Origin of the sequence: Micromonospora sp. DT62 (assembly GCF_049847285.1) — a bacterium.
Classification (GTDB): Bacteria; Actinomycetota; Actinomycetes; order Mycobacteriales; family Micromonosporaceae; genus Micromonospora; species Micromonospora reichwaldensis.
The window spans coordinates 387305-411046 of record NZ_JBNCOB010000003.1 but is presented as its reverse complement, the minus strand read 5'-3'; the positions used below and the strand labels follow the sequence as shown (position 1 = coordinate 411046).

General features: G+C 69.9%; 17 protein-coding genes and 1 pseudogene. 17 read left to right on the top strand and 1 reads right to left on the bottom strand.

The genetic code is table 11. The features are described from left to right. Nucleotides 1-31: 31 nt before the first annotated feature. The 17 genes and pseudogenes from ACPXCB_RS07355 (at nucleotide 32) to ACPXCB_RS07275 (ending at nucleotide 20668) form a co-directional block, all read left to right on the top strand. Nucleotides 32-2752, top strand: coding sequence for an amino acid adenylation domain-containing protein (locus ACPXCB_RS07355; protein ID WP_425873372.1), 2721 nt, complete (start codon nucleotides 32-34; stop codon nucleotides 2750-2752). After that, nucleotides 2749-4023, top strand: coding sequence for an MFS transporter (locus tag ACPXCB_RS07350; protein WP_425873370.1), 1275 nt, complete (start codon nucleotides 2749-2751; stop codon nucleotides 4021-4023). The genes ACPXCB_RS07355 and ACPXCB_RS07350 overlap by 4 nt, the downstream gene beginning before the upstream one ends. Next, nucleotides 4020-6272, top strand: a pseudogene (locus ACPXCB_RS07345) (penicillin acylase family protein); the annotation flags it as partial. The gene ACPXCB_RS07350 and the pseudogene ACPXCB_RS07345, both read left to right, overlap by 4 nt. Nucleotides 6273-6635: 363 nt before the next feature. After that, nucleotides 6636-7397 carry a 2-phosphosulfolactate phosphatase gene (locus ACPXCB_RS07340; protein WP_425873368.1) on the top strand — a complete coding sequence of 254 codons (762 nt, stop codon included), beginning with the start codon at nucleotides 6636-6638 and terminating at the stop codon, nucleotides 7395-7397. Nucleotides 7398-7697: 300 nt separating this feature from the next. Then, nucleotides 7698-7976, top strand: a complete 279-nt coding sequence (locus tag ACPXCB_RS07335; protein WP_425873366.1) for a hypothetical protein — start codon at nucleotides 7698-7700, stop codon at nucleotides 7974-7976. Between the two features lie 316 nt (nucleotides 7977-8292). Further along, entirely contained in the window at nucleotides 8293-9279 is a 987-nt protein-coding gene (locus ACPXCB_RS07330) for a putative PEP-binding protein (RefSeq protein ID WP_425873364.1), read from the top strand. Further along, nucleotides 9267-11453: an asparagine synthase (glutamine-hydrolyzing) gene (gene asnB, locus ACPXCB_RS07325; RefSeq protein WP_425873362.1), complete on the top strand. Its 2187-nt coding sequence runs from the start codon at nucleotides 9267-9269 to the stop codon at nucleotides 11451-11453. The genes ACPXCB_RS07330 and asnB overlap by 13 nt, the downstream gene beginning before the upstream one ends. 11 nt (nucleotides 11454-11464) lie before the next feature. After that, nucleotides 11465-12220, top strand: coding sequence for a hypothetical protein (locus ACPXCB_RS07320; protein ID WP_425873360.1), 756 nt, complete (start codon nucleotides 11465-11467; stop codon nucleotides 12218-12220). Nucleotides 12221-12222: 2 nt separating this feature from the next. After that, on the top strand, nucleotides 12223-12489 hold the full coding sequence (locus ACPXCB_RS07315) for a PqqD family protein (protein ID WP_425873358.1): 267 nt from the start codon (nucleotides 12223-12225) through the stop codon (nucleotides 12487-12489). Then, nucleotides 12486-13394 carry a diiron oxygenase gene (locus tag ACPXCB_RS07310; protein WP_425873356.1) on the top strand — a complete coding sequence of 303 codons (909 nt, stop codon included), beginning with the start codon at nucleotides 12486-12488 and terminating at the stop codon, nucleotides 13392-13394. Before ACPXCB_RS07315 ends, ACPXCB_RS07310 begins: the two co-directional genes overlap by 4 nt. After that, on the top strand, nucleotides 13391-14635 hold the full coding sequence (locus tag ACPXCB_RS07305) for an MFS transporter (RefSeq protein WP_425873354.1): 1245 nt from the start codon (nucleotides 13391-13393) through the stop codon (nucleotides 14633-14635). Before ACPXCB_RS07310 ends, ACPXCB_RS07305 begins: the two co-directional genes overlap by 4 nt. Before the next feature lie 337 nt (nucleotides 14636-14972). Beyond that, entirely contained in the window at nucleotides 14973-15923 is a 951-nt protein-coding gene (locus tag ACPXCB_RS07300) for a putative PEP-binding protein (protein ID WP_425873352.1), read from the top strand. Beyond that, on the top strand, nucleotides 15924-16769 hold the full coding sequence (locus ACPXCB_RS07295; RefSeq protein WP_425873350.1) for a hypothetical protein: 846 nt from the start codon (nucleotides 15924-15926) through the stop codon (nucleotides 16767-16769). Beyond that, a complete protein-coding gene (locus ACPXCB_RS07290; protein ID WP_425873348.1) occupies nucleotides 16729-17709 on the top strand; it encodes a hypothetical protein in 981 nt (326 codons plus the stop codon). Before ACPXCB_RS07295 ends, ACPXCB_RS07290 begins: the two co-directional genes overlap by 41 nt. A 141-nt stretch (nucleotides 17710-17850) precedes the next feature. Beyond that, nucleotides 17851-18501: a methyltransferase domain-containing protein gene (locus ACPXCB_RS07285; RefSeq protein WP_425873346.1), complete on the top strand. Its 651-nt coding sequence runs from the start codon at nucleotides 17851-17853 to the stop codon at nucleotides 18499-18501. Next, complete coding sequence (locus tag ACPXCB_RS07280; protein ID WP_425873344.1) at nucleotides 18498-19733, top strand: hypothetical protein; 1236 nt, start codon at nucleotides 18498-18500, stop codon at nucleotides 19731-19733. Before ACPXCB_RS07285 ends, ACPXCB_RS07280 begins: the two co-directional genes overlap by 4 nt. Beyond that, a complete protein-coding gene (locus ACPXCB_RS07275) occupies nucleotides 19730-20668 on the top strand; it encodes a sulfatase-like hydrolase/transferase (protein ID WP_425873342.1) in 939 nt (312 codons plus the stop codon). Before ACPXCB_RS07280 ends, ACPXCB_RS07275 begins: the two co-directional genes overlap by 4 nt. A 117-nt stretch (nucleotides 20669-20785) precedes the next feature. Here ACPXCB_RS07275 and ACPXCB_RS07270 read toward each other — a convergent pair whose 3' ends face one another. After that, nucleotides 20786-23533, bottom strand: coding sequence for an AfsR/SARP family transcriptional regulator (locus ACPXCB_RS07270; RefSeq protein WP_425873340.1), 2748 nt, complete (start codon nucleotides 23531-23533; stop codon nucleotides 20786-20788). Nucleotides 23534-23742: the final 209 nt, after the last annotated feature.

Genomic DNA, 23742 nt, shown 5'->3' with positions numbered 1-23742 from the left:
CCGGCGGGACGAGACCTGGGGAGAGAAGCTCATGACGTCGACCGATTGCGCGCAACGGCTGCGTCGGCGGCTCGCCGGACGCCGCGACGTGTCCACACCGGAGGTCGGCCCGGCCGCCACCGCACCGGTCACCGCCGACAACCTGGTCGCCGCCTTCGACGAGGTCGCCGACCGGCACCCCGACCGGGTCGCCGTCCGCTGCGACCGGCAGGCCCTGACGTACCGGGAGCTGGCCACCGCCTCCCGGGCCCTGGCCGGCCGGATCGCGCCGGTCGCGCCGCCCGACCGGCCCGTCGGCGTGCTGCTGCCGCGCTCGGCGCGGATGATCGTGGCGGCGCTGGCGGTGCTCCGCACGGGTGCCGCGTACCTGCCGCTCGACCCGGAGGCGCCCGCCGCCCGCACCGGCACGATCGTCGGTGACGCGGCGCCGTCCCTGGTGATCACCACGGGTACGCTGGCCGGCTCCCTGCCCGCGACGGTCGCGGCTCTCCTGCTCGACGCGCCGGACGGCGGCGAGGAGCAGCCGGACCCGCCCGCCGCGCCGGGCCGCCCGATCGCGCCCACCGACCGGGCGTACGTCATCCACACCTCGGGCACGACCGGCCGTCCCAAGGGAATCGAGGTCTCCCACGCCAACGTCCTGCGCCTGATCGGCACCACGCAGCCACTGTTCGGGTTCGGGCCCGCAGACGTGTGGACCATGGCGCACTCGTTCGCCTTCGACTTCTCCGTGTGGGAGATGTGGGGGGCGCTGCTCACCGGCGGGTGTGTGGTCGTCGTCGAGGGCGAGGTCATGCGGGACCCGGTCGCCCTGCGGCGCCTGCTGCGGGCGGAGCGGGTCACGATGCTCAGCCAGACGCCCACCGCCTTCAGTTCGCTGGCGGCCCAGGAGGACGAGTACGACGACCGGCTGCCGCTGCGGTGGGTGGTCTTCGGCGGTGAGGCGCTCCGGTTCGCAGATCTGCGGTCATGGGTCGCCAAGTACGGCGACGCCGCGCCCGAACTGGTCAACATGTACGGGATCACCGAGACCACCGTCCACGCGTCGTACCGCCGGATCCTCGCCTCCGACCTCGCCAGCACGACCAGCCTGATCGGCGCGCCACTTCCCGACCTCGACTTCGTGCTGTGGGACGAGGACGACCGGCCGGTCGCCGACGGTGAGGTCGGGCAGATCGTCGTCACGGGCGCGGGCGTGGCCCTCGGCTACCTGGGGCAGCCGGAACTCACCGCGCAGCGGTTCGTCACCGTCACCGACGCGCAGGGCCGGCCCGTGCGGGGATACCGCTCCGGGGACCTCGCCCGGCGGACGCCCTCCGGCGAGTACGAGTACCACGGGCGCAACGACGACCAGGTCAAGATCCGCGGCTACCGCCTGGAGCTGGGGGAGGTGCACGCCGCCCTGCTCGCCCGGCCCGGTGTGCGGCAGGCCGCGGTGGTGCCGCACACCGCACCCGGCACGGGAACGCGGCTGGTGGCGTACGTCGTCGGTGACGGTGACGCCGGCCCGGCAGAGCTACGCTCCTGGATGGAGGGTCGACTTCCGGGGTACGCCGTTCCGTCCGCGTTCATTTTCGTCGACACGCTGCCGCGAACCGCCAACGGCAAACTCGACCGGGCAGCCCTGCCCGACCCAGGTCCTGTCCTGACGCCACACGTGCCCGCGGGCGTCGACGACGTCACGCGGTCCCTGCTGGCGATCCTGGCCGAACTGCTGCCCGGCACCGAGGTCGACCCGGACACCGACTTCTTCCGGCAGGGCGGGAACTCCCTGCTGGCGACCCGCCTGCTGGCCGCCGTACGCCGGCAGTTCGGTGTCGTCGTCCCGCTGCGCGACTTCCTGAGGGCGCCGACGGTACGAGCGGTGGCGGGCGCGGTCCGCCGGGCCCGGCCGGCCGGACCGGGTGCGGCGTCCCGCCGCCCGGTCGACCTGTTGCCGCTCGGAGACTCCGCGGCGGGCCGGGCGCCCGTGGTGGCGCTGCCCGGCGTCTTCGGGATCGCAGCCTCGATGGCGCGGCTGTCGACGCACGTCCGGGGCCGCCCGTTCTACGCCCTGCACACCCGGGACCTCCTCCGGGCCCAGGACGGCACGCCCTCCTCCGCCGCCGCCGCGCAGGCGTGCCTGACCGAGCTGCTGCCCGTCGCCGATCCCGGGATCCATCTCGTCGGACATTCCCTGGGTGGGGCGATAGCGCTGCACCTCGCCCACGCGATGCGGGCCGCCGGCCGCCAGGTGCGGAGCATCACCCTGCTCGACGCGCCGAGCCCGCGCTGTCTCCACCAGCGCCTCTCCGAGGATGACCGGACCCAGCTGGTCGCCTTCCTCTCCGACGTGGCCCTCGCGTTTCCCGAGCACACCCGCCGGTGGCGCGAGCTCTCCCCGCAGTCCGCCGCCGGGTTGGCCGACACGGAACTGCTGCGGTGGGCCGCCTCCACCGCGGCACCCGCACTGGCTGCCACGATCGGCGGGCTCGCCCACGCCTTCGAGGACTACCGGACGATGGGACGGATCATGGCAGAGCCGGCGCCTGCACTGGCCGTGCCCGCACTGCTGCTGGTGGCGGGCCTGGAGAGGTCCACCGACGACGACGGGCACACCGGGGGCTGGCACCTGGTGCTGCCGAACCTGACCCGGACGGTGGTGGCCACCAGCCACGAGGGCATGTTGCGTGACCCCGGAACGGCTACCGTCGCCGAGGCAATGACCGAATTCCAGCGCCAGCAGGACAAGACGGAAGGAAACCCGAGTTGACCCGGGAACCGGCTGCGAGCGCAGCGTTCCGCCCACCGCGACTGGCCCGGATCCTCGTCGGCGGTTCCGGCGTGATGAGCCTGGCCAACGGCGTGACGATTCCCTTCCTCGCCATCTACCTCCGCAACGAACTCGGCCTGTCCGTCTCGACGGTCGGCCTGGTCATCGGCTCCTCCGTCCTGTTCGGCATCTCCGGCGGGTTCCTCGGCGGCGCGCTCTCCGACATCGTGGGACGCCGCCGGGTCCTGCTCTCCTGCCTGCTGGTGGTGATCGGCAGCTTCGTCGGGTTCTACTTCGCCCGCGACGCCGTGACGGCGTTCGTCTTCAACGCGTCCATGGCGTTCGCCACCAGTGCCTTCAGCCCGGTCGCGAAGGTCCTCATCAGCGACCTGCTTCCCGTCGCGCTGCGGGTGAAGTGGTTCTCCTACCAGTACCTCGCGATCAACGCCGGCTACGCCGTCGGCCCGCTGATCGGCCTGGCCCTCGGGTTCACCGGCGCCCGGATCTCCTTCCCCGCCGCCGCCGTCGTGTACCTGGTCTACCTCGCCGTCCTCTGGGCGGCCACGCGGCAACTGCCCCGACCGTCCATGAGAGACAGCGGGCTGACGACGCTCGGCCGCAGCACGGGCGCCATCGTCCGGGGACTGGGCGAGTCGGCCCGGGCGGTGATGTCGGACCGCCGCCTGCTCCTCCTGCTCATCGGCGCGATCCTGTTGGAGACGGTGCACAGCAGGATCTCGGTGCTGCTCGCCCAGAACTTCGTCATCGACTTCGCCGAGAGCGCCCGGGTGCTCGCCGCGGTCATGACCACCAACGCGGTGGCGGTGATCGTTCTCCAGCTCTTCGCCGCCGGCTACGTGCAGCGCTACAACCCGCTGAACGCCATCACCCTCGGTGGGATCCTCACCTTCGTCGGGATGGCCGGCTTCGCGATCTCCGAGCAGATGTGGCACTACATCGTGGCGATGGTGGTGTTCACCGTGGCCGAGACCCTGATCGTGCCGTCGGAGTTCGCGCTCGTCGACCGCATCGCGCCCGAGGAACGGCGCGGGGCCTACTTCGGCGCACAGACCTTCGCGCAGGTCGGCGGCTTCACCGGACCGTTCCTCGGCAGTCTCGTCCTCGCGTCCTTCGGCGGGCCGGTCATGTTCCTCGCCATCGGCTCCCTGGCGTTGGTGAGCGTCGTGCTCTACCTGCTGGTCGGCCGGCGCATCCCCGACCTGAGCCGCCATGACTCCCTCCCGGAGGCGGAGACCGAAAAGGCGTCATGAGAGCCGCGGCGGGCCTCCTGCGCCTGGCCGCCTGGCCGAGCAGTCGTGCGCTCCGGAGAACCCGGGTGCTTTCCATGGCGGCCCTGCACGGGACCGTCGACATCGACCGCGACGAACGCGGCATCCCGTGGATCCGTGCGGGCGACGAGCGCGATCTCTACGTGGGCGTCGGGGTCGCCATGGCGTACGACCGGCTGTGGCAGATGGACGTCCTGCGCCGGCGGGCGGCCGGGCGACTGGCGGAGGTGTTCGGCGCTCGTGCCGCCGGTTCGGACGTCCTCGCCCGTACCCTCGCCTTCGAGCGGGCCGCCCGCCAGAGCGAGGCCCTGCTCTCACCGCCTGCCCGCGCCAACCTCGCGGCCTTCGCCCACGGGGTCGACACCGCGGTACGCCGGATGCGGCGCCGCGGGCAGCTCCCGCCCGAATTCCACCTCCTGAGGTACCGGCCCGGCCCGTGGTCGGTCGGCGACTCGCTGGTCATCGTCAAGCAGCTCGGTTTCCACCTGGGCCGCAACCTGCAGCAGGAGGTCTTCCGTAGCCGGCTGCTGGCGGAGCGACCGGACCTCGTCCGCAGCTTCCTGGCGCCGAAGTACCCGCCCGGCGGCAGCATCACCATCAGGGCCGACGCCCCGGCGGGGCCGGCGGCACGACGCGGCGACACCGCGCTGCTCTCCGCGGTCGGCGCCGCCCACCTCGGCGACCTCTTCGCGGGCCGGCAGGGGAGCGGTTCGAACGCGTGGGCGGTGTCCCCGGCCAGGTCCGCCACCGGCTTCGCCGCGCTGGCCAACGACCCGCACATCCTGTTCACCCAGCCGAGCCTCTGGTACCAGCTGGGACTGGACCTCGACGGCGAACGCGCGTACGGGGTGACGGTGCCGGGCGTGCCCGGACTGGTGATCGGCGCCAACCCGGATCTCGCGTGGGGGGTGACCAACTCCACCATCGACACCCAGGACCTGGCCGTGGGGGAACGGCCGGACCCGACGGGAGAGCCACGGTGGTCACAGAGCGGCGTCGTCCGGGTGCGCGGCGGGACCGAGATTCCCGTGCGTGCCTCGGGCGGGACGGGATACGTCGACCTGCCGGGTCCAGGCGGTGCGGAAGTGGAGCCGGTGGCCCTGTACTGGAGTGGTCTGCACCCGTCCACCGAGGCCGAGAGCTGCCAGCGGATGTGGCGGGCGCGCGACTACCCGGCGTTCCGCGAAACCCTGCGGGGTTTCGGTGTGCCCGTGCTCAACCTCGTCGTCGCGACCCGGGACGGCACGGTCGCGCTGCGGGCGGCCGGAATCGTGCCCCGCCGGGACCGTCGGGAGGGCCTCGCCCCGGCCGGCGCGGCCGAGGTGGCCGCTCGCTGGAGCAGCACGCTCGGGTTCGACGAGCTACCGGAGGTCGTCGATCCGCCAGCGGGCTTCGTGGTCAGCGCCAACCACCAGATCCTGCCCGACGGGGTCGCCCCGCACCTGGGCAGCGACTGGGGCGGACCGTACCGGGCCGACCGGATCGAGGAACTGCTGACGGCGATGCCGACGGCCCTCCCGGGCGACTTCGGCGCGTGGCAGATGGACCTGCGCAACGGCCGGGCACAGCGCATCCTGCCCACCCTGCTGAAGGCGCTCGACGAGCATCCACCGGAGTCGCCGCTGGCCGTGTTCGGCCATCAGTCGCTGGCCACCTGGGACGGCAGGGACGACGTCGATCAGGCCGCACCTCTGGTCTTCGGGGCGCTGGCCCGGGTGTTGACCGAGCGCTGGATCACCAGCCGGCTCGGTGCGGCCGTCGCCGACGCCATGACCGACACCACCCTCCAGGTGGATCACCTGGTCATGGACGCGGACGCCCGCCGGCGGCTCGGCGAGACGGAGGAACTGCCGGTCGTCGTCGCCGACGCCCTCACCGAGGCGGCGCGTCGACTCGCCGACAGGTTCGGCGACGACCCCGCCGGCTGGCGCTACGGCAGGTTGAACCGGATCGCGGACCAGCATCCCCTGGCCGCGGTGTCGGACACGCTGCGTTCGCTGTACGGATCGCCCCCGACCCCGGTGGGCGGCGGCGGGCAGAGCGTCTGCCTGATGTATCCCGACCGCGACGGCCAGGTGGTCGAGGGTGCGCCGTGGCGCTTCGTCGTCGAGTTCGGCCCCTCCGGCAGCACCCGCATCCGCGACGTGCTCCGCCACGGCAGCTCGGGCAATCCCCTCTCGCCCCATTACGGGGATCAGACGCCGGCGCACGCCGAGGGGCGGCTGTACGAGGTGCGCCTCGACAGCCTGCCGGAGGTGCGTAGACGCCTGACCCTGGCGCCCCGGACGGCGGGATGGTCGGATCGTGCCCGTCGAGGGGTGTCGTCGCCGCGCATGAACTCATCGAGCGGGTCCGCTCCGGCAAGATCCGCTGCCGGATCGAACACGACTACCGCGAGCTGAAGACCGGCCTTGGCCGGGGACCACTTCGGAGGCGGTCCCCGTCCTGGCCACGTACCGGATCGCCATGACGATCTCCCGCAGCGAATGCACCTCACACCCACGACGCGATCAACGAAGCAACCCGCCATCGCCACAACCGGACGTGAATCAACCACTACACGGATCAGATGCCTCTTGAGGCATCATGTGATCATGCATCCTGCGCACACGCAACGCCCGTATCGCCTTCGTTTCGATTGGGGTCTCTCCGGTGCTCAGGCGACCGGAGAGGACGCCGACGTGGTGGTGGTCGTCGACGTGCTCTCGTTCACGACCACCTTGAGCGTCGCTATCGAGGCCGGTATGGAGGTTCTGCCGTATCGCTGGAATGACGGGAGCGCTGCGCGTCATGCCGCCGAGCGGCAAGCCGTACTCGCGGTCGGCCGCTTGGCAGCCGGGCCGGGAGAGATCAGCCTGTCGCCGGCGACCATCCGTGCGAACGCGTCCGTGCCGCGCATTCTGCTGCCCTCGCCGAACGGGTCCACCATCTCCCTGCTGACCGGCGCACGCGGGACGGTGGTCGTCGGTGCGGCATTACGCAATTTCTCCGCGGTCGCGCGTTGGATCGCGCATTCCGATGCGTCGCGCGGTCGTACGGTGGCGGTCATCGCCGCGGGTGAGAGATGGAGCGACGGCAGTCTGCGGCCAGCGGTCGAGGATTTGTGGGGTGCCGGGGCCATCATTCGGTCACTTCAGGCCGCCGGGCTCGTGGACGCCTCGCCGGAAGCGGAGGTTGCGGCGGCCGCCTATACCGCAGTCGAGAAGGACGTGCCAGCCGTGCTGCGGTCTTGTGCAAGCGGCCGGGAACTCATTGAGAAAGGCTTTGCGGAAGATCTGGAAATTGCCGCCGAGATTGATCAGTGCCCCGGCGTCCCGGTTCTTTCCGACGGAATATTCGTGGCGGCAGGCGCCTGACTTCGTATCCTCGGGTAATCACGCTGGCCGGCGCAGCGAGTTGACGACGACGTCTGGCGTCGATCCGCCCGGCCAAGGCACTCAGCTCTTTTACTGTGAGCATCCCGCGTCGACAAAAGCATGATCATCCCGAGCTGTGGGCGTCCTCACCTCAAACATCCACTCAGGATGATCGCAGAGACGCCACGACCCCCACCAATCTCGAAGAGCCCGCGCGGCTGGCCAGGTGACCGTCGACAGATTGCCTTGGCCTGTGCTGTTCGATCTGGATCATGGTGGGGTGCCTGGTCGGCGTTGGTGGTGGAACTGTTCGAGCGGCTCGCCCGGTTGGAGGCCTGGATCGTTGAGCTGGGGCGGTACAACGCCGGGTTGCGGCTCCGGGCGGGGTGGACGACCCGGTGGGGTGCGGCCGGTCAGCGTCTGCTGGCCGCCCAAGACCCGGCCGATACCGCCCGTGCCGACCGCCGGGCCGGGGTCGAGGCTCAGGTACCGGCCAAACAGACTGGCCTGTTCCGCCAGGCTGCCCTGGTCGCGGTCAGGTGCCACCAGCACGAGACGTCGAAGACCGGCCGGAGATGACGGCGCTCGCACGGCGGATGCGCGACCGCGTCGACACCGGCGGCCTCGGCGGGGTACGCCGGGAGGCGGCGACCACCTGCGCTTCGTGGTGGATCCGGGGTCCCCGTTCGGCAACGACACGGTAGAGCGGCAGTTTCGCATCAGCAAGATTTGACAGAGGGTGTCCGCGTGCTTACGCATCCTCGATGGGCCCTGGCGATTCACGCTGGTCCGCTCCTCGCCACTGCAGCCGCCTCATCACGAACGCCCCGCGGGCGCAAACACGGAGATCGACGCACTCCCTTACGTAGCGAAGTCGGGGGTTGCTGGCCCGAGAGTGCTGCGGTACGTTCACGTCCGCCACAAGGATCAATTGGATGTGGTTGCATTAAGGGAGTTCTGCTACGCCATCGGGGAAGACTTGTTCGATAACATTTCGCTTGCACTTTCCGGAGAAAGGCCGACCGTCGAGCTTCTGGCCGATTTTGTGGAAATCGGTCTGGTGCGCGGCGAATACATATTCCGGGATCTGCAGCTGTATCCCACCGCATCAGCCGCCCAAGAGGGGTTGTTCGCCTATCTGGACCTTCTGTTCGGATTGGCGCCCCGCCGGGTGGTCTACCGGACGATGGAGGTGACGGTCGCCGAGGCGAACGTCCTGGCAGGGGCCGAAGAGATCCTCCACGAGGACAACCAGCTGATGGGGCTACGCGGCATCCGCCGACACATGCGTCATCCCGCCAGCCTGTCGGCCGAGCTGGCCGTGCTGCGGGAGATCCACCGGAGGCACGACGGCCTCACGGTCATCGCCCCCTTCGTCACTTCGGCCGACGAGTTCCGCTGGTTCCGCGACAGGGTGCTCGATGAGGTCGGCGATTGTCGGGTGGGGACGATGCTGGAGACGCCCGCCGCCGTGCTCGACGCCGAGACGCTCGCCACGGCCGGTGCCGAGCACTTCGTCGTCGGTACCAACGACCTCGGCAGCCTGCTGGCGGCCCGGGCGCGGGTGCCCGGCGGCACCACCGAGCTGGGCCCCGGGATGGTCCGGGCGCTGAATCTCATCCGGGACGTCTGCGACGGCTACCGCTGCGAGATGCACGTCGCCGGATATCTGACCCCACCTCTGGTGGAAGCGGCGGCCAAGGCCGGCGCCGAGAGCTGCGTCGTGCACTACGCCGATCTGCCCCGGCTGCTCGGGGACGACTACGCGCACCTTCCGGACCTGCAGCACCTCGCCGACGTCAAGCGGCGCACGCGTGCGGCGATCGACGCTCAGAAGACCGGTCCCGACGGCGAAAGGCAGAGCTCTTCATGTGCGGTCTAGCTGGAGTGGCGGTTGTGGGGTCGACCGTGGACCGGTGCAACCCGGCCGACGTCGCGGCGGTGAACTCCATGCTGGCTTCGCTCACCCGCCGCGGTCCCGACGGTCGGGGCATGGTGCAGGATGACGCGGCGATCCTTGGATTCACCCGGCTCGCACTGGTGGCACCCCAGGACGGCGATCAGCCGTTCACCTCGGCAGACGGCCAGGTCGTGCTCATGGCCAACGGTGAGGTCTACAACCATCGGGAGCTCGAGGCGTCGATGCCGGACGTCCGCCTCCGTACCAAGTCCGACTGCGAGGTTCTCCTACACCTCTACGAGCGCAAGGGCCTGGCCTTTCTCGATGACGTCCGGGGGATGTTCGCCCTGGTCGTGCACGATCGGCGCAGCGGGCGGGTGATCTTCGCGCGGGACCGCTTCGGGATCAAGCCGATCTACCACGCCGTACAGGACGGCCGCCTGGTCTTCGCCTCGGAGCTCAAGGCCCTCGGCCGCTCGGGCTGCGTGCCGATGCGCTTCGACTGGGAGGCTGCCCTGCACAAGCGGCTGCTGACCGCGGAGCCGTCGTTCGACCGCAGCGCACTCGACTCGTTCGTGACCGGCGTGCACGCCACGCCGGCAGCGACCATCGAGGTCTTTGACCTGGCCAGTGCGACGATGACGGCGCACCGGTACTGGCAACTGCCCAACTTCGCGGGCACGGGACCGGCGACCGATCCGGACCTCGATTTCGTCGCGGAATACCGCCGCCTGGTCGCGACCTCGGTGGAGGAGTGCGCCACGGCCGACGCCGACGTCGGCCTTCTGCTGAGCGGTGGCCTCGACTCGGCGGCGGTGGCCGTACTCGCGGCGCGGGCCGGCAAGGCCGTCACCGGCTTCGCCGCGGTGACGCCCGGCACGTTGCTCAACGGAGACGCCGAGGCAGCTCAGCGAGTCGCCGAGTACATCGGCATGGATCTCAGGATGGTGATGCTGCCGCCGGCCCGGCATGCCACCCCGGCCGAGTGGCTGCAACTGCTCGCGGGAACGGAGACGCCGTTCTGCAGCGCAGAGCAGTGGTACAAGAACCACCTGTACGTCGAGGCCAGGCGCACGAACCCGGCGTTGAAGGCGATGCTTCTCGGCCAGGCCGCCGACGAGTTCAACGGTGGATACACGACGGCCTTCGCGGGCGACGGCGGTTGGCCTGCGTTCCAGCAGGCGCTGCAGCAGATGGCCAAGTCGACGCGGCTGCTGCGCGACGGACGGTTGCGCGCCTGGGATGCCGGGACAGGCTCATACCTGCGCTCGGTCAGTCGCGGTACGGCTGAGGAGAACTATGCCGACTTCGTGCGCACCAAGTACGAGGACATCCAGCAGTACAACAACTGGCACGAGGACCGGATGGCCGCGATGCACGGGGTGGAGGCGCGCGTCCCCTTCCTCGACCACCGGATCGTCGAGCTGACCGGCGCGATCCCCGCCGCCCGGCACGCCGACCTGCTGTGGGACAAGGCGATCGCGCGGCTGGCGTTCCGCGACGTCCTGCCCGCCGGGCTGGCCGATCGTCCCAAGATCTCGTTCTACCGCGGTACGGGCGAGGAACTTGTCCGCCGGCAGACCATCGCCATGCTCAGCGCCGACGGAGGCGCGTTGCTGGAGCGGGCGCTCGACAGCACCGGAGGCAAGGAACACCTGGATTCGGACAGCGTCTTCTCGGCGCTCGACCGCGCCGCAGCCGGTGACCGTACCGTCGATGTCGACGTCCTGCTGCGCGTGGTCAACATGGGTCTGCTCGACGAGATCGTCTCCAGCGGCTTCTCCGACTACCGGCTCGAGCCGCTGGACTACCCGGCGGACGAACCGAAGCTGGCCACGGGCGATGTGGGCCGCGCGCGGCACACGATCTTCACGGAACTGCTCGGTGGCACGGACATCCACGTCGAGACGGCGTCCGGCATCGACTTCGCGGTCGACGACGCGGGACTGACGCTCGTCATCGTCGATGGCGAGATCGAGTACGCCGTCGAGCCCGGACAAGGGTGGATCGTCGAGGCTCTGCAGAAAGCGGTCACCCCCACGGGTATCGGCGAGTTGATCGACAGTTGCGGGCCGGCGCCACGGGAGGACGTCGAGGGGCAGATCGACGAGATGCTCGGGGCCGGTCTGCTGCGTACCGTGGCGGTCGCGGCATGAACACCGATCTGGTGCAGCGGCTGTCGCTCTTCAATGACCACCTGCCCGGGGACCCGACTGTGTTCGAGGGCGGCTCCACGGTGCGGGGATGGGCCAACAAGCACAGCGACCGCGACTGGTACGCCATCCTTCCCACCGTTCACGAACCGCATGCACCCGACGTCCGTCGCGTCCCCTGCGGAGAGGCACCCGGCTGGGCCTACCGGTTGCCGGTCGTCACCGCGGACGGTGTGGTCGACACGCAGATCTGGTCCGCGACCCAGGTGGAGTGCCTGGTAGCGGCGATGGCACTTGAGCGCCTGCACGGCGGCGTGGCGGCCGGAGAACTGAGTAACGCGGAGGTCGACTTTCTCGGCCGGTTGTGGCACGGCAGGGCGATCAGTGGTGAGCCGGAGGTGGCGTCCTGGCAACGCCGGCTGCGCGAATCGGCCGCCCGGCAGATCATGGCGGCACGGTGCCTGCGGTTGGCAGACAACGCGATCGACGACGCCGTGGGTCAGTGGGAGGCCGACGACATCCGGAGCGCCACACTCGCTGCCTCGCGCGCGTACGGCTTCGCGGTGGACGCGGTCCTCGCCACCGCCGGCGAGTTCAGCTTCTCCAGCAAGTGGCGGGTGCGGCGGATCGAGCACGTCCGGCCCTCGCAGTTCACAGTCGACGACTACTGGGCAGTGGAGACGATGCGCGACTACCACGACGATCCGCAGGCCTGGGTCGAGCGGGTGTTGATCACGTGCCAGACGATCGCCGCCTCGATCGAGCTGTGACGATGACGACGTATCAGCGAGATCTCCGGGCCCGCGTGCGTCGGGTCGGCGGGCTCCTGTACCTGGCCCTCGACGATCAGGACATCGTCCTGGAGGGCGTCGCCGAGTTCATCTGGCACCGGCTCGGGTACCGCGCGACCGTTGAAACCCTGATCGAGGCGGTGGCGGACGAGTACGACGTGGCTGGCTCGGATGTGGCCGCGGACGTGGCCGAGGTGGTCGACGACCTGGTGGCGACCGGCTTCGTCCAGGCGAGGGGGGAGCGGTGACCTCCGCTCCCTATCGCAGTGCGTTCGAGAACTGGGACAGTCGCGCAAGCGTACGGGTCAAGCCGCTCCGGCCCACCACCGATGAGACGGCGACGTTCTATCCGCCCGAGCAGATCACCGGTCACGAAGAGCTGCGCGGCATGCTCACGCCCGAGGCCTGGCGTCGTTACCTGGTACTCAACATGCAGGCGTACCTCGACTTCACCGTGCAACTGGAAGCGCTGATCGTGCTTCCCGTGACAGCGCTCATCGGGGTCGACCGCTCGGGCGTGGAGCTGCCGGAGGCGATGCGCCGGGACGCGATGGCCATCACGACAGACGAGGCGTGGCACGGCCAGTTCACGGCCGATCTGGTGAGGAGGATCCACGCCCAGACCTCGGTCGCCCCGAGTCTGCCCGCGACGTACGAGTTCCAACGCACCAGGGACCGCCTCCGCGATTCCCTCGCCCCGGCCCTGCGCCCCGCGTTCGATCTGCTCGTCACATACGTCAGTGAAACCCTGATCTCGACGCGTCTCATGTCGATGCCACGGGACGGCCGGTTGCCCGGATACGTACGCGAGGCGGTCGCGGACCACTGCGAGGACGAACGGCGGCACCACGCCTATTTCCGCGCTTTTCTGCCGCACTTCTGGCGTTCGCTCGTTCCGAGTGAGAGGAGCACCCTGGCGGCACTCGTCCCGGACATGGTCGTGGCCTTCCTGGGACGTGACAAGGCACTGGAGGAACACCTTCTCGTGCGCGCCGGAATGGATGCGGCGGTGGCCAGGGACTTCGTGCACGACTTCGGCGACCGGTCGGTTGGTACCCGGGTAGCCCGCGATTCCCTGGCGTGTATCAGATATCTGGCCGAACTCCGCGCGGTGGATGTCGACCGGTTTCAGGAAAGATTGGCCGCCGAATGACCGAGCGTTACACGACAGCACAGCTCCTGCGCGATCCCGACGTCCGCCGCCTCTGTGCGAGCAACCTCGTCCGAACGATCGGCACCGGCCTGGTGCTCTCCGTGGCGACCATCTATTTCGTCACGGTCGCCGACATCCCGATGGTCGAACTCGGCGCCGGTCTGACGCTGGCTGCGGTGCTCGCCATGCTGGCCTCGTACCCCACCGGAGTGCTCGCGGACCGGTTCGGCGCCCGGACGGCCACGGTGGCCGCCGGCATCGCCCAGGGTGTGGCGACCGCCTCCTACATCCTGGCCACCACGACGGTCACCTTCATCGTCGTGGCCTGTGCCGTCGCGGTCATGGAAGCGGCGTCCACCTCGGCGCGGGGGGCTCTCGTCAGCCAGGTGCTGCCCAAGTCGACGCGGGCGGGCGCGCGTGGTCTCATGCGCGCGACGAACAATGTCGGCCTGACCGTGGGTGCCGGGCTGGGGGCGTTGGTCCTACTTCATCCTGACCGCATGACTTTCGCGGTCGGCCTGCTCGCCGCCGGTCTGGCCCAGTGCGGTGGTGCCCTGGTCTGCTTGCGCTTTCCCCGGCCGGTTCCGGTCGCCGTCGACCACTCGAAGCCAGCTGCAGTCGGCCACCGCGATCTGCCGGTGCTCGCATTGGTGCTGCTCAACGGCGTCCTGGCGATGAATGAGGGGGTGATGTTCGTGGTGCTGCCGGTCTGGATCGTGTCCCATACGTCGATCGAGCAGTCCTTCTTCTCCGTGCTGGTGATCGTCAACACGGTCTGCGTCGTGCTGCTGCAGACGCGCTTCGCCCGTCTCGGTGACACGGTGCGAGGAGCCAGACGCGCGCTGAGCATGTGCGCCGTGTCCCTCAGCGCGACCTGTCTGCTGTTCGGAGCGGCCGGGAGTTCCGGCGCGAGGTGGGGGTACGTGCTGCTCCTGGCCGGCGCGCTCACCCATGTCATCGCGGAGATGTCCCTCGCCGGCGGCGCCTGGGGAGCGGCCACCGGGCTGTCCCCGGATCATGTTCACGGTCAGTACCTGGGTCTCTTCTCGACGGCGTCACAGATCGGCAGGGCGCTGACGCCCGTCACGGCTCTGGCATTGGTGTCCGGCCTGCAGGGCACCGGTTGGATACTGCTCGCCGTCTTGTTCGTGGCGACGGCGGCTGCGGTGGGGCCGGTCGTCGCGTTGGCGGTCCGCACACGGTCACGCTATTTCGGAGAGGTGCTCGAAATGGGTAGGTGACTTGAATCGCCCCAATCGGACATCCCTCCAATAGGCGTTCCGCCGTGGTCCCCCGGATGGGGTGACCACCCATTGTCATGCACCGGAAAGGCGACGAAAGTTGCCGTCGATAATTGCGGAACAGGGGTATGCAGATCGATGCGCGGATGTGTAGCGTTCCAGGCAGCCGAAAGGGGGTGCAAAAATGAAGTCCTACACCAAGTCGACCGTCAAGGTCGTCGACCGCAAGGCGGTCCTCCGCGCGCACGCCTGATCTCGTTTGATGCCGGGTGGAGTGTGGACGACGAGTCGGCCGCACTCCACCCGGGCCGTTTCGCCATGAGGAGGTGCAGTGCCGGTGCCGGAAGAGAGCGAATCCCCTCCCTCCGTGACGTTGAGTGGCGAGCTGCCGACCAAAGAGTTCCTTGGCCGTACGGGCGGCGTCGGGCTGCTCCGATCGGAATACCTGATCCGGAACGTCGGCCTTTCCTGGGCCGCCGATGCCACGCGCCGTGCCGTCGCCGACCACGTGTCCGAACTGCACGCGCGGTTGGACGGACGTCCGCTCTGGTATCGCTTCTGCGACCTCGAGGCGCGGGACGTCGCGGTGCTGGCGGACGCGCCGGAAACCCCGGCCGCGCGTGAGGACAACCCCATCATCGGCCGCCGTGCGCTGCGCCGGAACGCGGGCCCCCACTCCGACCTCGACGACGAGATCCGCGTCCTGGCGGCACTGGCGTCCGACCTCCCCGACCTCGGCCTGGTGGCCCCGTTCGTCCGGGACGAGCGTGAGGTCGCCAGTTGGATCGGCGCGCTGCGAGCGCAGGGTTGTGCCGGTCCGTTCGGCGCGATGATCGAGATTCCCAGCGCCGTCTCCCGGTTGGAGCAGATCATCGACGCCGGCGTCAGCTACCTCGTCGTCGGCATGAACGACCTCACCGGGCTGCTGCTCGGTGCCGGCCGTGGCACCGGACTGTACGACTACCACCATCCGGTGGTGCTGGACGCGGTGCGACACATCTGCCTGACCGGCGCTCGCCGTGGGGTGACCGTGCGGATCGCGGGCAACTTCGGCCGCGAGGTGCCCTCGTCGCTGCCCGAGCTGCCGGTCTCGACGTTCTCCTGGCACTACCAGGACTGGGCGGAGTTCCGCCCGGAGGACGAGGCTCTCGCAGCGCCGGATCGCGACATGGCGGCCCGGCTGCGCAAGGCGAGTGACGAGCGGCTCATCGCCGCGGGACTCATGGACGCGAGCAACGCGGTCCGTGTGGCGGGCATGCGCGCAGAGACGGTCGGGAGGCTCGGCTAGATGTACATCCTCGGCCACCTGCTGCTGACGCGGGCCATGTCGTCGATGGATCACGACTACGCGGCGGAGGCGGGTGTGCGTGCGCTGATGCTGCCGGACTTCGCCGACACCCACGCGTTCGCCTACACCCACGCCTGGGAACAGGACGGCGACACGGACAGCCGGCTGATCCGGTCGCACATCGCCGGCGACTGGTGGATCCACTTCGGCGACAACCTCCGCGAACCTGCCCAGCGGCGCGGTTGGGCGTACCTCAAGATGGGTGTCATCGCCCGGCGGTACGAGCAGTTCTACGCCGAGGCGTACGTGCGTGGCCTGACCGACACGCCCGAGCCGAACGACAGCCGGCGGGGCTGGGCGCACTCCATGCTCGAGTACTCGGTCGACACCCACATCGCCCGCGAAGGGCTGCTCGACGACAAATTCGGCGCTATCCGGGAGCAACTCGGGGCGCTGCAGATGCACGGCGTCGAGGTACGGGCCATGTTCGCCAACCAGCAGGTCCTGCCGTGGAGCCAGTCGGTCTGGACCCACGCCTGTGACTACTCGACACGGGTGGCGCTGTCGGAGTCGCCCGAGGACTTCGCCGTGATCGGTGCGGCTGGCAAGTTCGGCCTCGACTACTCACCAGAAGCCCGTGAGTTCGTCCGCTCCTACCAGTCGGCGGTGGTGGAGAGCGTCGGCGCTGACGAGTACGACATTGTGATCAAGGCGATGCACGACTTCGTGGCGTCCGTCGAGCACGACACCTTCCGGCCGGCGATCCCAGGGCCGCCGATCAAGGCCCGGCGGACGATGCTGGCGCGTGAAGCACAGAGCGAGCAGGCATCCGTTGTCGCGCGGTGATGAGTGGCCCGGCGATCTCGCCGTTGTCGTCGTCTTGCCGGATGCGCTGCTCAGCGGCGGCGTACCGGGGATCGGACGCATCCTCACCGGGCTCGGCGCGCGGCCGGTGCGGGTCCGGTCCGTGCGTCTCGACGCCGCGGACGCCGTGGCGTTCTACCGGGGCCGTCCACGGTCGAAGAGCTCGGTCAAGGGCAGGCAGTTCGGCGGCCTGCTCACCCGGCGCCTCTTCGAGCTCGACAGCAGCCTGGTGGTCTTGCTCCGCGGAGAGGGACACGGGAGCCTGACCCGGCGACTGCACGACGTCAAGGGCCCCAGCGCGTACCTGCAGCAACGTCCGGGGTCGCTGCGGGCTGCTTCCCGCTTCGCCGACCGCTGCCTGTCGCTCGTACACACGCCGGACGACGCGGAAGACGCCGCGATGACGGCGGATCGCTTCTTCGCCGATCCTCCCGCCACGGCAACCGCCGACAACCTGCGCCGGTACGCGCCGGACGAAGCCTGGGAGATCGTGCAGCAGTGCCGCACCGTGCCGCCGCTGACCCTGGCGACGAGCCGCTACGCCGTCGTGCCGCAGGCGCTGCTGAGATGCGTGGCGCTGACCCTGGCGGATGGGGTGCCGAGGCAGCCCGAGCGCCTGGAACTTCTGGCGGACGTGCGGCAGCGGCTGACGGGGTGGCTCGCCGCCGACGTCTGCGATTGCCCGGGTGACGAGCGCAAACGCTTCGGTGACCTCATCGATCAGCTCTCGAGTGCGGACGACCCCCTGGGCGAACTGGTGAACCCCACGTACGCCGGCGCGGTGTCGGCACTGCTCTCCCTGCCCGACTACGACCTCGAGTGGGCGGACCACATTGTCGCGGATCTCGCACGCCACGGGCTCTATCTGAACAACACCGAGATCCACTTGCTCAGCACACTGATGGCCTTCTTTGACGACTGACAATGGGGGAACCCAGTGACGGCAGTACTGAGGCAGGAACCCCGGCTGCCTTCGAGCGCGGAGGCCGAACGAGCCATCGCGGCAGTCTTCGAGCGTGACTGCGGCCGGGGCCGCGAGTCGCGCGATCTCGCGGTTCAACTCGTGGACCTGCTGCTCACCAAGGGCTTCGCCAGCGGCGAGGTCAAGAGCTGGCTGTCCGCCACGGGAATCGGCGCGGCCTGGAACGAGGCGCTCGACCGGGGCCGCCCCCGCTCGATCGCGCCCCGGGTGCTCCCGTTGTTCACCGGCCGGGTGGCCGACGTACTCAGTGGCAGCGGCACTCTGACCGCTGAGCTGGCGACGGCGGCAGAGATCGACGCGTACGAGCGGCCTTCGGCATATCCCGAGGTGCCGGCGATCGTCACCCGGCCGTTGCACGACTTGTGGTCGGTGCCCGCCGGCAGTTACCAGACGATCCTCTTCTCCACGGTGCTGCACCACGAACCGGATCCCGAGTCGCTGGTGGAACGGGCCCTGCGTACCCAGCGCCCGGACCGCCTGGTCGTCATCGAGAACTGCGTCGACGAGGGAGTGTCCAAGGATTTTCACGACTTCATGGACGCCTTCTTCAACATCAGCCTGAACGACTTCGCCGTGGACTGTCCCGGCGAGCACCGTACGGTGCAGGGCTGGCTGGACTTCCTCGGCCGCTACGGCTCGGTCAGCTTCGCCGGACGGCTGAACGCGGTCACCGGCATGCCGTTCCCGTACGAGATCTTCGTGGTCGACGTCGACCGGGAGGCGTGCCGGTGACCTCGGGCTGGTTCGCCGACCGGGTCGCCGGCCTCCGGGCCGACGCGGTGGAGGCGGAAGCGGCCCGGGCGGTCGCCATGCTTGACGCCGTGGCGGCCTCCGGCCGCTTGAACGCTCCGGTCGTCGCGGACTTCGAGCGGTACGACGACGCGGTACGGGAGATCGCCGCCGTCGTGTCGCGGCAGTGCCTGGTGGCGGACCAGTACCCCACGATGGGCGCCTTCTGGGCCGATATCGCGGCGCAGGAGCGTGGCGAGTCCACGGGGACCTTCTGGGACACCTACGACCACGGCCGCCGACGCCTCCTGGAACGCCTCCTGGCACAGGCCTACGGCTCCGCCGACGCGGTCCTGGTCAACAGCGGCATGGCGGCCGTCTACTGCGCGGCCGTCTGCGCGACGGACCATGGCCGGCGGCGGCTCCAACTGCCCGCCAGGCGTTACTTCGAGACCCATGACCTGGTCACGAACGTGCCGCTGGGGCAGGCCGTCGATCCCTCTCTGGAGGGGGTCGGCTTCCTGGAGCCGATCACGAACTGCCCGACCCTGGATGTCAACGAGCCCGCCACGCTGGGCGAAGGGCTCGGCCGCTTCGTGGTCGACAACTCGATGTGGAGCCACGCCTTCCCGTTCGAGCAGGTGCGGACGTGGATCAGCGGTCGCCCGCTGCTCGTGGTGGAGAGCCTGGCGAAGTACCTCTCCGGGCTGGTCTCGGGAGGGGTCGTCTACGGCGACCGCGACATGGTGGAGGCCGTCCGGGTCTTCGCCCGCCGCACCGGGCAACTGCTGCAGGGTTCCGCGCTGGCATATCTCAGCCCGACCGATATCCGCCTCGCCGGGCGTCGGGTCCGGCACCACGTCGAAACCGGTGGGACCTTCGCCGATCACGTCGACAAGAGCCGCTGGTCGCTGCTGTCGCCGGACGCGGAGTTGATCCGCCGGGCCGGGCTGCCCGCGATGCTGGGCACCGGCAGCCTGGTCTTCCTCCGGGCACGTGATCCGGGCACCGACTGCGCCGCCGTGGTGGATCGCTGGATCGCGGCGACCGCGGGCGGGGCCCATCCGGTACGGCTCCAGGCTGGTTTCGGCTGGCCCTGGACGAGCACCCGGTCGTACGGCAGTGACCATCTCAACCAGCCCGACGGCCCGCGGTACATCCGGGTCAGCGTGGGCGCCATCGATCAGGTCGCGGCCAAGGAGCAGGCCATGCTGCTGAACGAGGTTTCCGGATGACCCCCGGAACCGAGGAGGAGGCACGGCTGTCCGCCCTGGCATGTGCGATCGCCAGCCTGGATAGTCACGACGTCGTTCTCATCACGCTCGACAGCCTCCGCGCCGACGTCGCCGCTGCGGCGGTTCTGCCCACGCTCACCGCCCTGGGTCCGATGCGCCGGGCGAGCACGTACGGGTCGTTCACGCTCCCCGCGCACGCGGCGATCTTTGGCGGCTTCCTGCCCAACGTGACCGAGGAACCTCAGTGGGACTTCTACTCACGGGAACGCCGTCAGCTGTGGCGGCTAGGCCGTGCCCGCAAGCAGGCCGTGCCGCGAGCCGACCTGATGCTGCAGGGCGACGACATCGTGACCGGGTTCCGCGCGGCTGGCTACCGGGCCATCGGTGCGGGCGGAGTTCGGTGGTTCAGCTCCGGTCACTTCCCGACGCTCTTCGACTCCTTCCGGTACTGGGGCCCCCGCGACGATGGTGTCGACAAGTTCGCCGAGCGGAAGATCGGTGATTTCGCGCTGGACCATGTCGACGAGCTCGTGGGGGAGCTCGACCGGGCGTCGAAGGGCTTCCTCTTCGTCAATGCAGCGGAGACCCATGCTCCCTACACCCGAGGGGATGCTCTCGCCGACGTCAAGACGCAGCGCATCGTCCGAGCCTGGAGTAGCCACTGGAACGGCGGCGCCGTGGTGCCCGACGAGCCGGAGGCCCTGGCGGACATGGCAGCGCTGTGGGACGCCCAGCGGGCGGCGGCCGAAGCGGTGGATGGGAAGCTGGCGCGGCTGTTCTCGGCTCTGCCCCGCCCGGCTCTGGTGGTCGTGTGCGCGGACCACGGCGAAGCCTTCGGTGAAGAGGGCTGGTGGGGGCACAACCAGCCGATGCCGGAGATCATGACCGTGCCGTTGTGGATCGGCGTGCTCCCTGGTCGGTCTGCGGCCGCATGATGATCTCGAAGCCCCATGGCTGCCCTCTGAGCTAGGAGACGCCGCCGCCCTCGTCCCCCGCCTGCGCTGGGCTCGTCCAACCCGGTGCCCGGTGCCCGGTTCCCGGGACGGGCTGGGTCAGGTGGGAGGCGCCATCCCGAGGCGCTGGTAGATGGCCCGTGCCTCCCGCAGGTGCTGCTCGCCGCGCTCGCCGTGACCGAGTTCGCGTTCGGTACGGCCGAGATGGTGCAAATCGCTCGCCTGCATGGCGAGGTCGTTCATCTCGCGGTGCATGGTGAGCGCGTCACTGAGGTGCGTGAGCGCCTCGCGGTACTGCTTGCCGGCGACGAATGCCTGGCCCAGGCAGCTGAGCGCCGTGGCCTCGCCCCAGCGGTCGCCGATGTCGCGACGGATCGTCAGGGCGACGGTGAAGTGGTGTCGGGCCGAGTCGAGGTCGCCGTTGACGAGGTCCTCCTCACCGAGGTTGCACACGGTGATCGCCTCGCCCCAGCGGTCGCCGATCTCCCGGCGGATCTGCAGCGACCGCCGCAGGAACTGTCGGGCGAGACGGCTCCGGCGCATCTCCCCGTAGACGGCGCCCAGGCCGTTCAGCGCCTGGGCCTCGGCCCAGCGGTCCGCCGTGCGCCGGCTGATCCGCAGTGCCGAGTGGTGGCACCGCCGGGCCTCGGCGAATCGGCCCAGCTCCCGATAGGCCGTGCCGAGACTGCTGTGCATGGTGAACTCGGCCGAGGTGTCCTCGCATGCCTGAGCACAGGCCAGGCCGACGCGACAGGTGGCGATCCAGTCGTCCCAGTATTTTCCCAGATGGAACAGCCCCCAGAGGAGGTTCGCCAGCCGCCAGCCGGTGGCGTGCTCGCCGGAGTCGTGCGCGAGGCGTACGGCTGCGGTGAGGTTGTTCCGTTCGGTCTCCAGCCAGCCGAGGGCTTCCAGGTGTCCCGCGAAGCGGGGCAGTTCGTCCAGGGGTGACACCGGTTCGGGCAGGGGAGTGCGTCGTCGGTGCGGGGTGACGAGTACGTCCGCGGACGCCGCCGCGTACAGGTAGTAGGTGAGTAGTTGGCGGATCGCCCGTTGCCGTTCGGCTTCGCTCTCGTGCGTGGACACCAGCTCGCCCGCATAGGCGCTGAGCAGGTCGTGCATGGCGTAGCGGCCCATGGTGTGTTCGTTGACCATGTGGGACCGGGCGAGGTCGGCGAGGAGTTGCCGGGTGTGGACGGTGGGCCGGCCCGCCAGGTGCGCGGCGGCCGTCACGGTGATGTCGGTGCCGCCGTGCAGGCCCAGCAGCCGGAACATCTGGGCGACGGGGGCGGACAGGCGTTGGTAGGACCAGGAGAGGACCGAGCGCATCTGGGTGAACTGGTCCCCGCCGTCGACGGCGTCGAGTCGACGTTGCGTGCCGGTCAGCTCGCCGGAGAAGGTGGACAGCGGGAAGGTCGGATGCGCGGCGGCCCGGGCCGCGATGATGGTCAGCGCCAGGGGCAGCCGGGCGCAGCAGGCGATCAGTTCGCTGACCGCCTGTGGATCGGTCGTCAGCCGTTCCGCGCCGAGCCGGCCGGTGAGCAGTTGCCGTGATTCTTCGACGGACAGCAGGTCGAGGGTGAACGGGCGGGCGCCCTCGACGGCGACCAGACTGGTGAGTTCGTTGCGGCTGGTGGCGACGACCATGCAGCCGCTGCCGCCGGGCAGCAACGGCCGGATCTGGTCGGCGCTCCGGGCGTTGTCCAGCACGATGAGCATCCGGCGCTCGGCGAGCAGGCTCCGGTAGAGGCTGGCCCGTTCCTCCACGTCGGCGGGGATCTGGTCAGCGGTGACGCCGAGGGCACCGAGCAGCGAGCGCAGCGCGGTGGCCGCGGGTAGTGGATGCCGGTGCGGATCGAAGCCGCGCAGGTTGACGAACAACTGGCCGTCCGGGAAGAGCGTGGCGGCGCGGTGCGCCCAGCGAACAGCGAGCGCGGTCTTGCCGATGCCGCCAGTGCCGTGCAGGACGGCGATGGCACCGCCCTGGGCGTCGGCCTGCTCGGCGAGGGTGTCGAGTTCGCGGAGGATCGGTTCGCGGCCGACGAAGTGCCGGGCCGGCACGGGAAGCTGCCGGGGGGCGGTCCTGCGGGGTGCGGCGGCCGGGCTGGCGGGGGTCGAGTTGCGCAGGATGCTGGCGTGCAGTTCCTGCAGGGTGGTGCCGGGGTCGAGTCCCAGTTCCTCGCCGAGGTGGTGGCGGAGCCGGTCGTAGGCCTGGAGCGCCTCGCTTCGCCGGCCGGAGGTGTGCAGTGCCAGCATGAGCAGCCCGACCATACGTTCCCGCAGCGGATTGGCCGCCACGAGATGCATCAGCTCTCCGATGATCTCGTTCTGCCGGCCCTGGGCGAGTTCGAGTTCGAGGCAGGTCTCGAGCGCGGCCAGCCGCTGTTCGTCGAGGCGGTTGCTGCCGGCCTCGATGGCGCGGCCCTTGATGCCCGCCAGGGCGGGGCCGCGCCAGAGCGCCAGGGCGTCACGCAGACCCGACGCGGCTGCGGCGACCCGGCCCGCCGTGGCCTGGTCGGTGGCGACAGCGACGCTGGTCTCGAACACCTGCGCGTCGAGTTGCCCGGCCTCCAGCCGGATGCGGTAGCCGGCTGCTTCGGGGACGATCGGGTGCTTGTCCCGGTTGCCCGCGAGGCGTTGACGCAATTGCGAGACGCAGTTCTGGAGCTGCCGGGTGGCGGTGGCGGGTGGCGAGTTGTCCCACACCGCGTCGACGAGGTGGTCGCGGCTGACCATCCGGTTGGGCGACAACAGCAGGACGGCGAGGATCCGGCTCTGGCGCCGGTCGAGTAGACAGGGCTGGCCCTGGCCATCGACGACTTTCAGTGGGCCCAGGATGCGGTACCTCATGCTGCCCCCAAGCCGCCTGGCAACTTGATCAGCGAAGTTTAAGTTGATCAATTTGATCGCCGCAAGCCGAACCCGCCGGTAACGTCCGCCCGCGTCCCTGGTGACGTGCCTGAAACGGGCGGTCGCTCCGGACCGTGCCCGCCCGGCCACGCTCCCGCCGGAGCCGCCGAGGGCGGCCGAGGCGATCGGGAGCCGCCGATGAAGAAACG

Coding starts and splice junctions, on each gene's coding strand:
- ACPXCB_RS07355 (WP_425873372.1), top strand. CDS start 32: ATGACGTCGACCGATTGCGCGCAACGGCTGCGTCGGCGGCTCGCCGGA.
- ACPXCB_RS07340 (WP_425873368.1), top strand. CDS start 6,636: ATGCATCCTGCGCACACGCAACGCCCGTATCGCCTTCGTTTCGATTGG.
- asnB (WP_425873362.1), top strand. CDS start 9,267: ATGTGCGGTCTAGCTGGAGTGGCGGTTGTGGGGTCGACCGTGGACCGG.
- ACPXCB_RS07315 (WP_425873358.1), top strand. CDS start 12,223: ATGACGACGTATCAGCGAGATCTCCGGGCCCGCGTGCGTCGGGTCGGC.
- ACPXCB_RS07305 (WP_425873354.1), top strand. CDS start 13,391: ATGACCGAGCGTTACACGACAGCACAGCTCCTGCGCGATCCCGACGTC.
- ACPXCB_RS07295 (WP_425873350.1), top strand. CDS start 15,924: ATGTACATCCTCGGCCACCTGCTGCTGACGCGGGCCATGTCGTCGATG.
- ACPXCB_RS07275 (WP_425873342.1), top strand. CDS start 19,730: ATGACCCCCGGAACCGAGGAGGAGGCACGGCTGTCCGCCCTGGCATGT.
- ACPXCB_RS07270 (WP_425873340.1), bottom strand. CDS start 23,533: ATGAGGTACCGCATCCTGGGCCCACTGAAAGTCGTCGATGGCCAGGGC.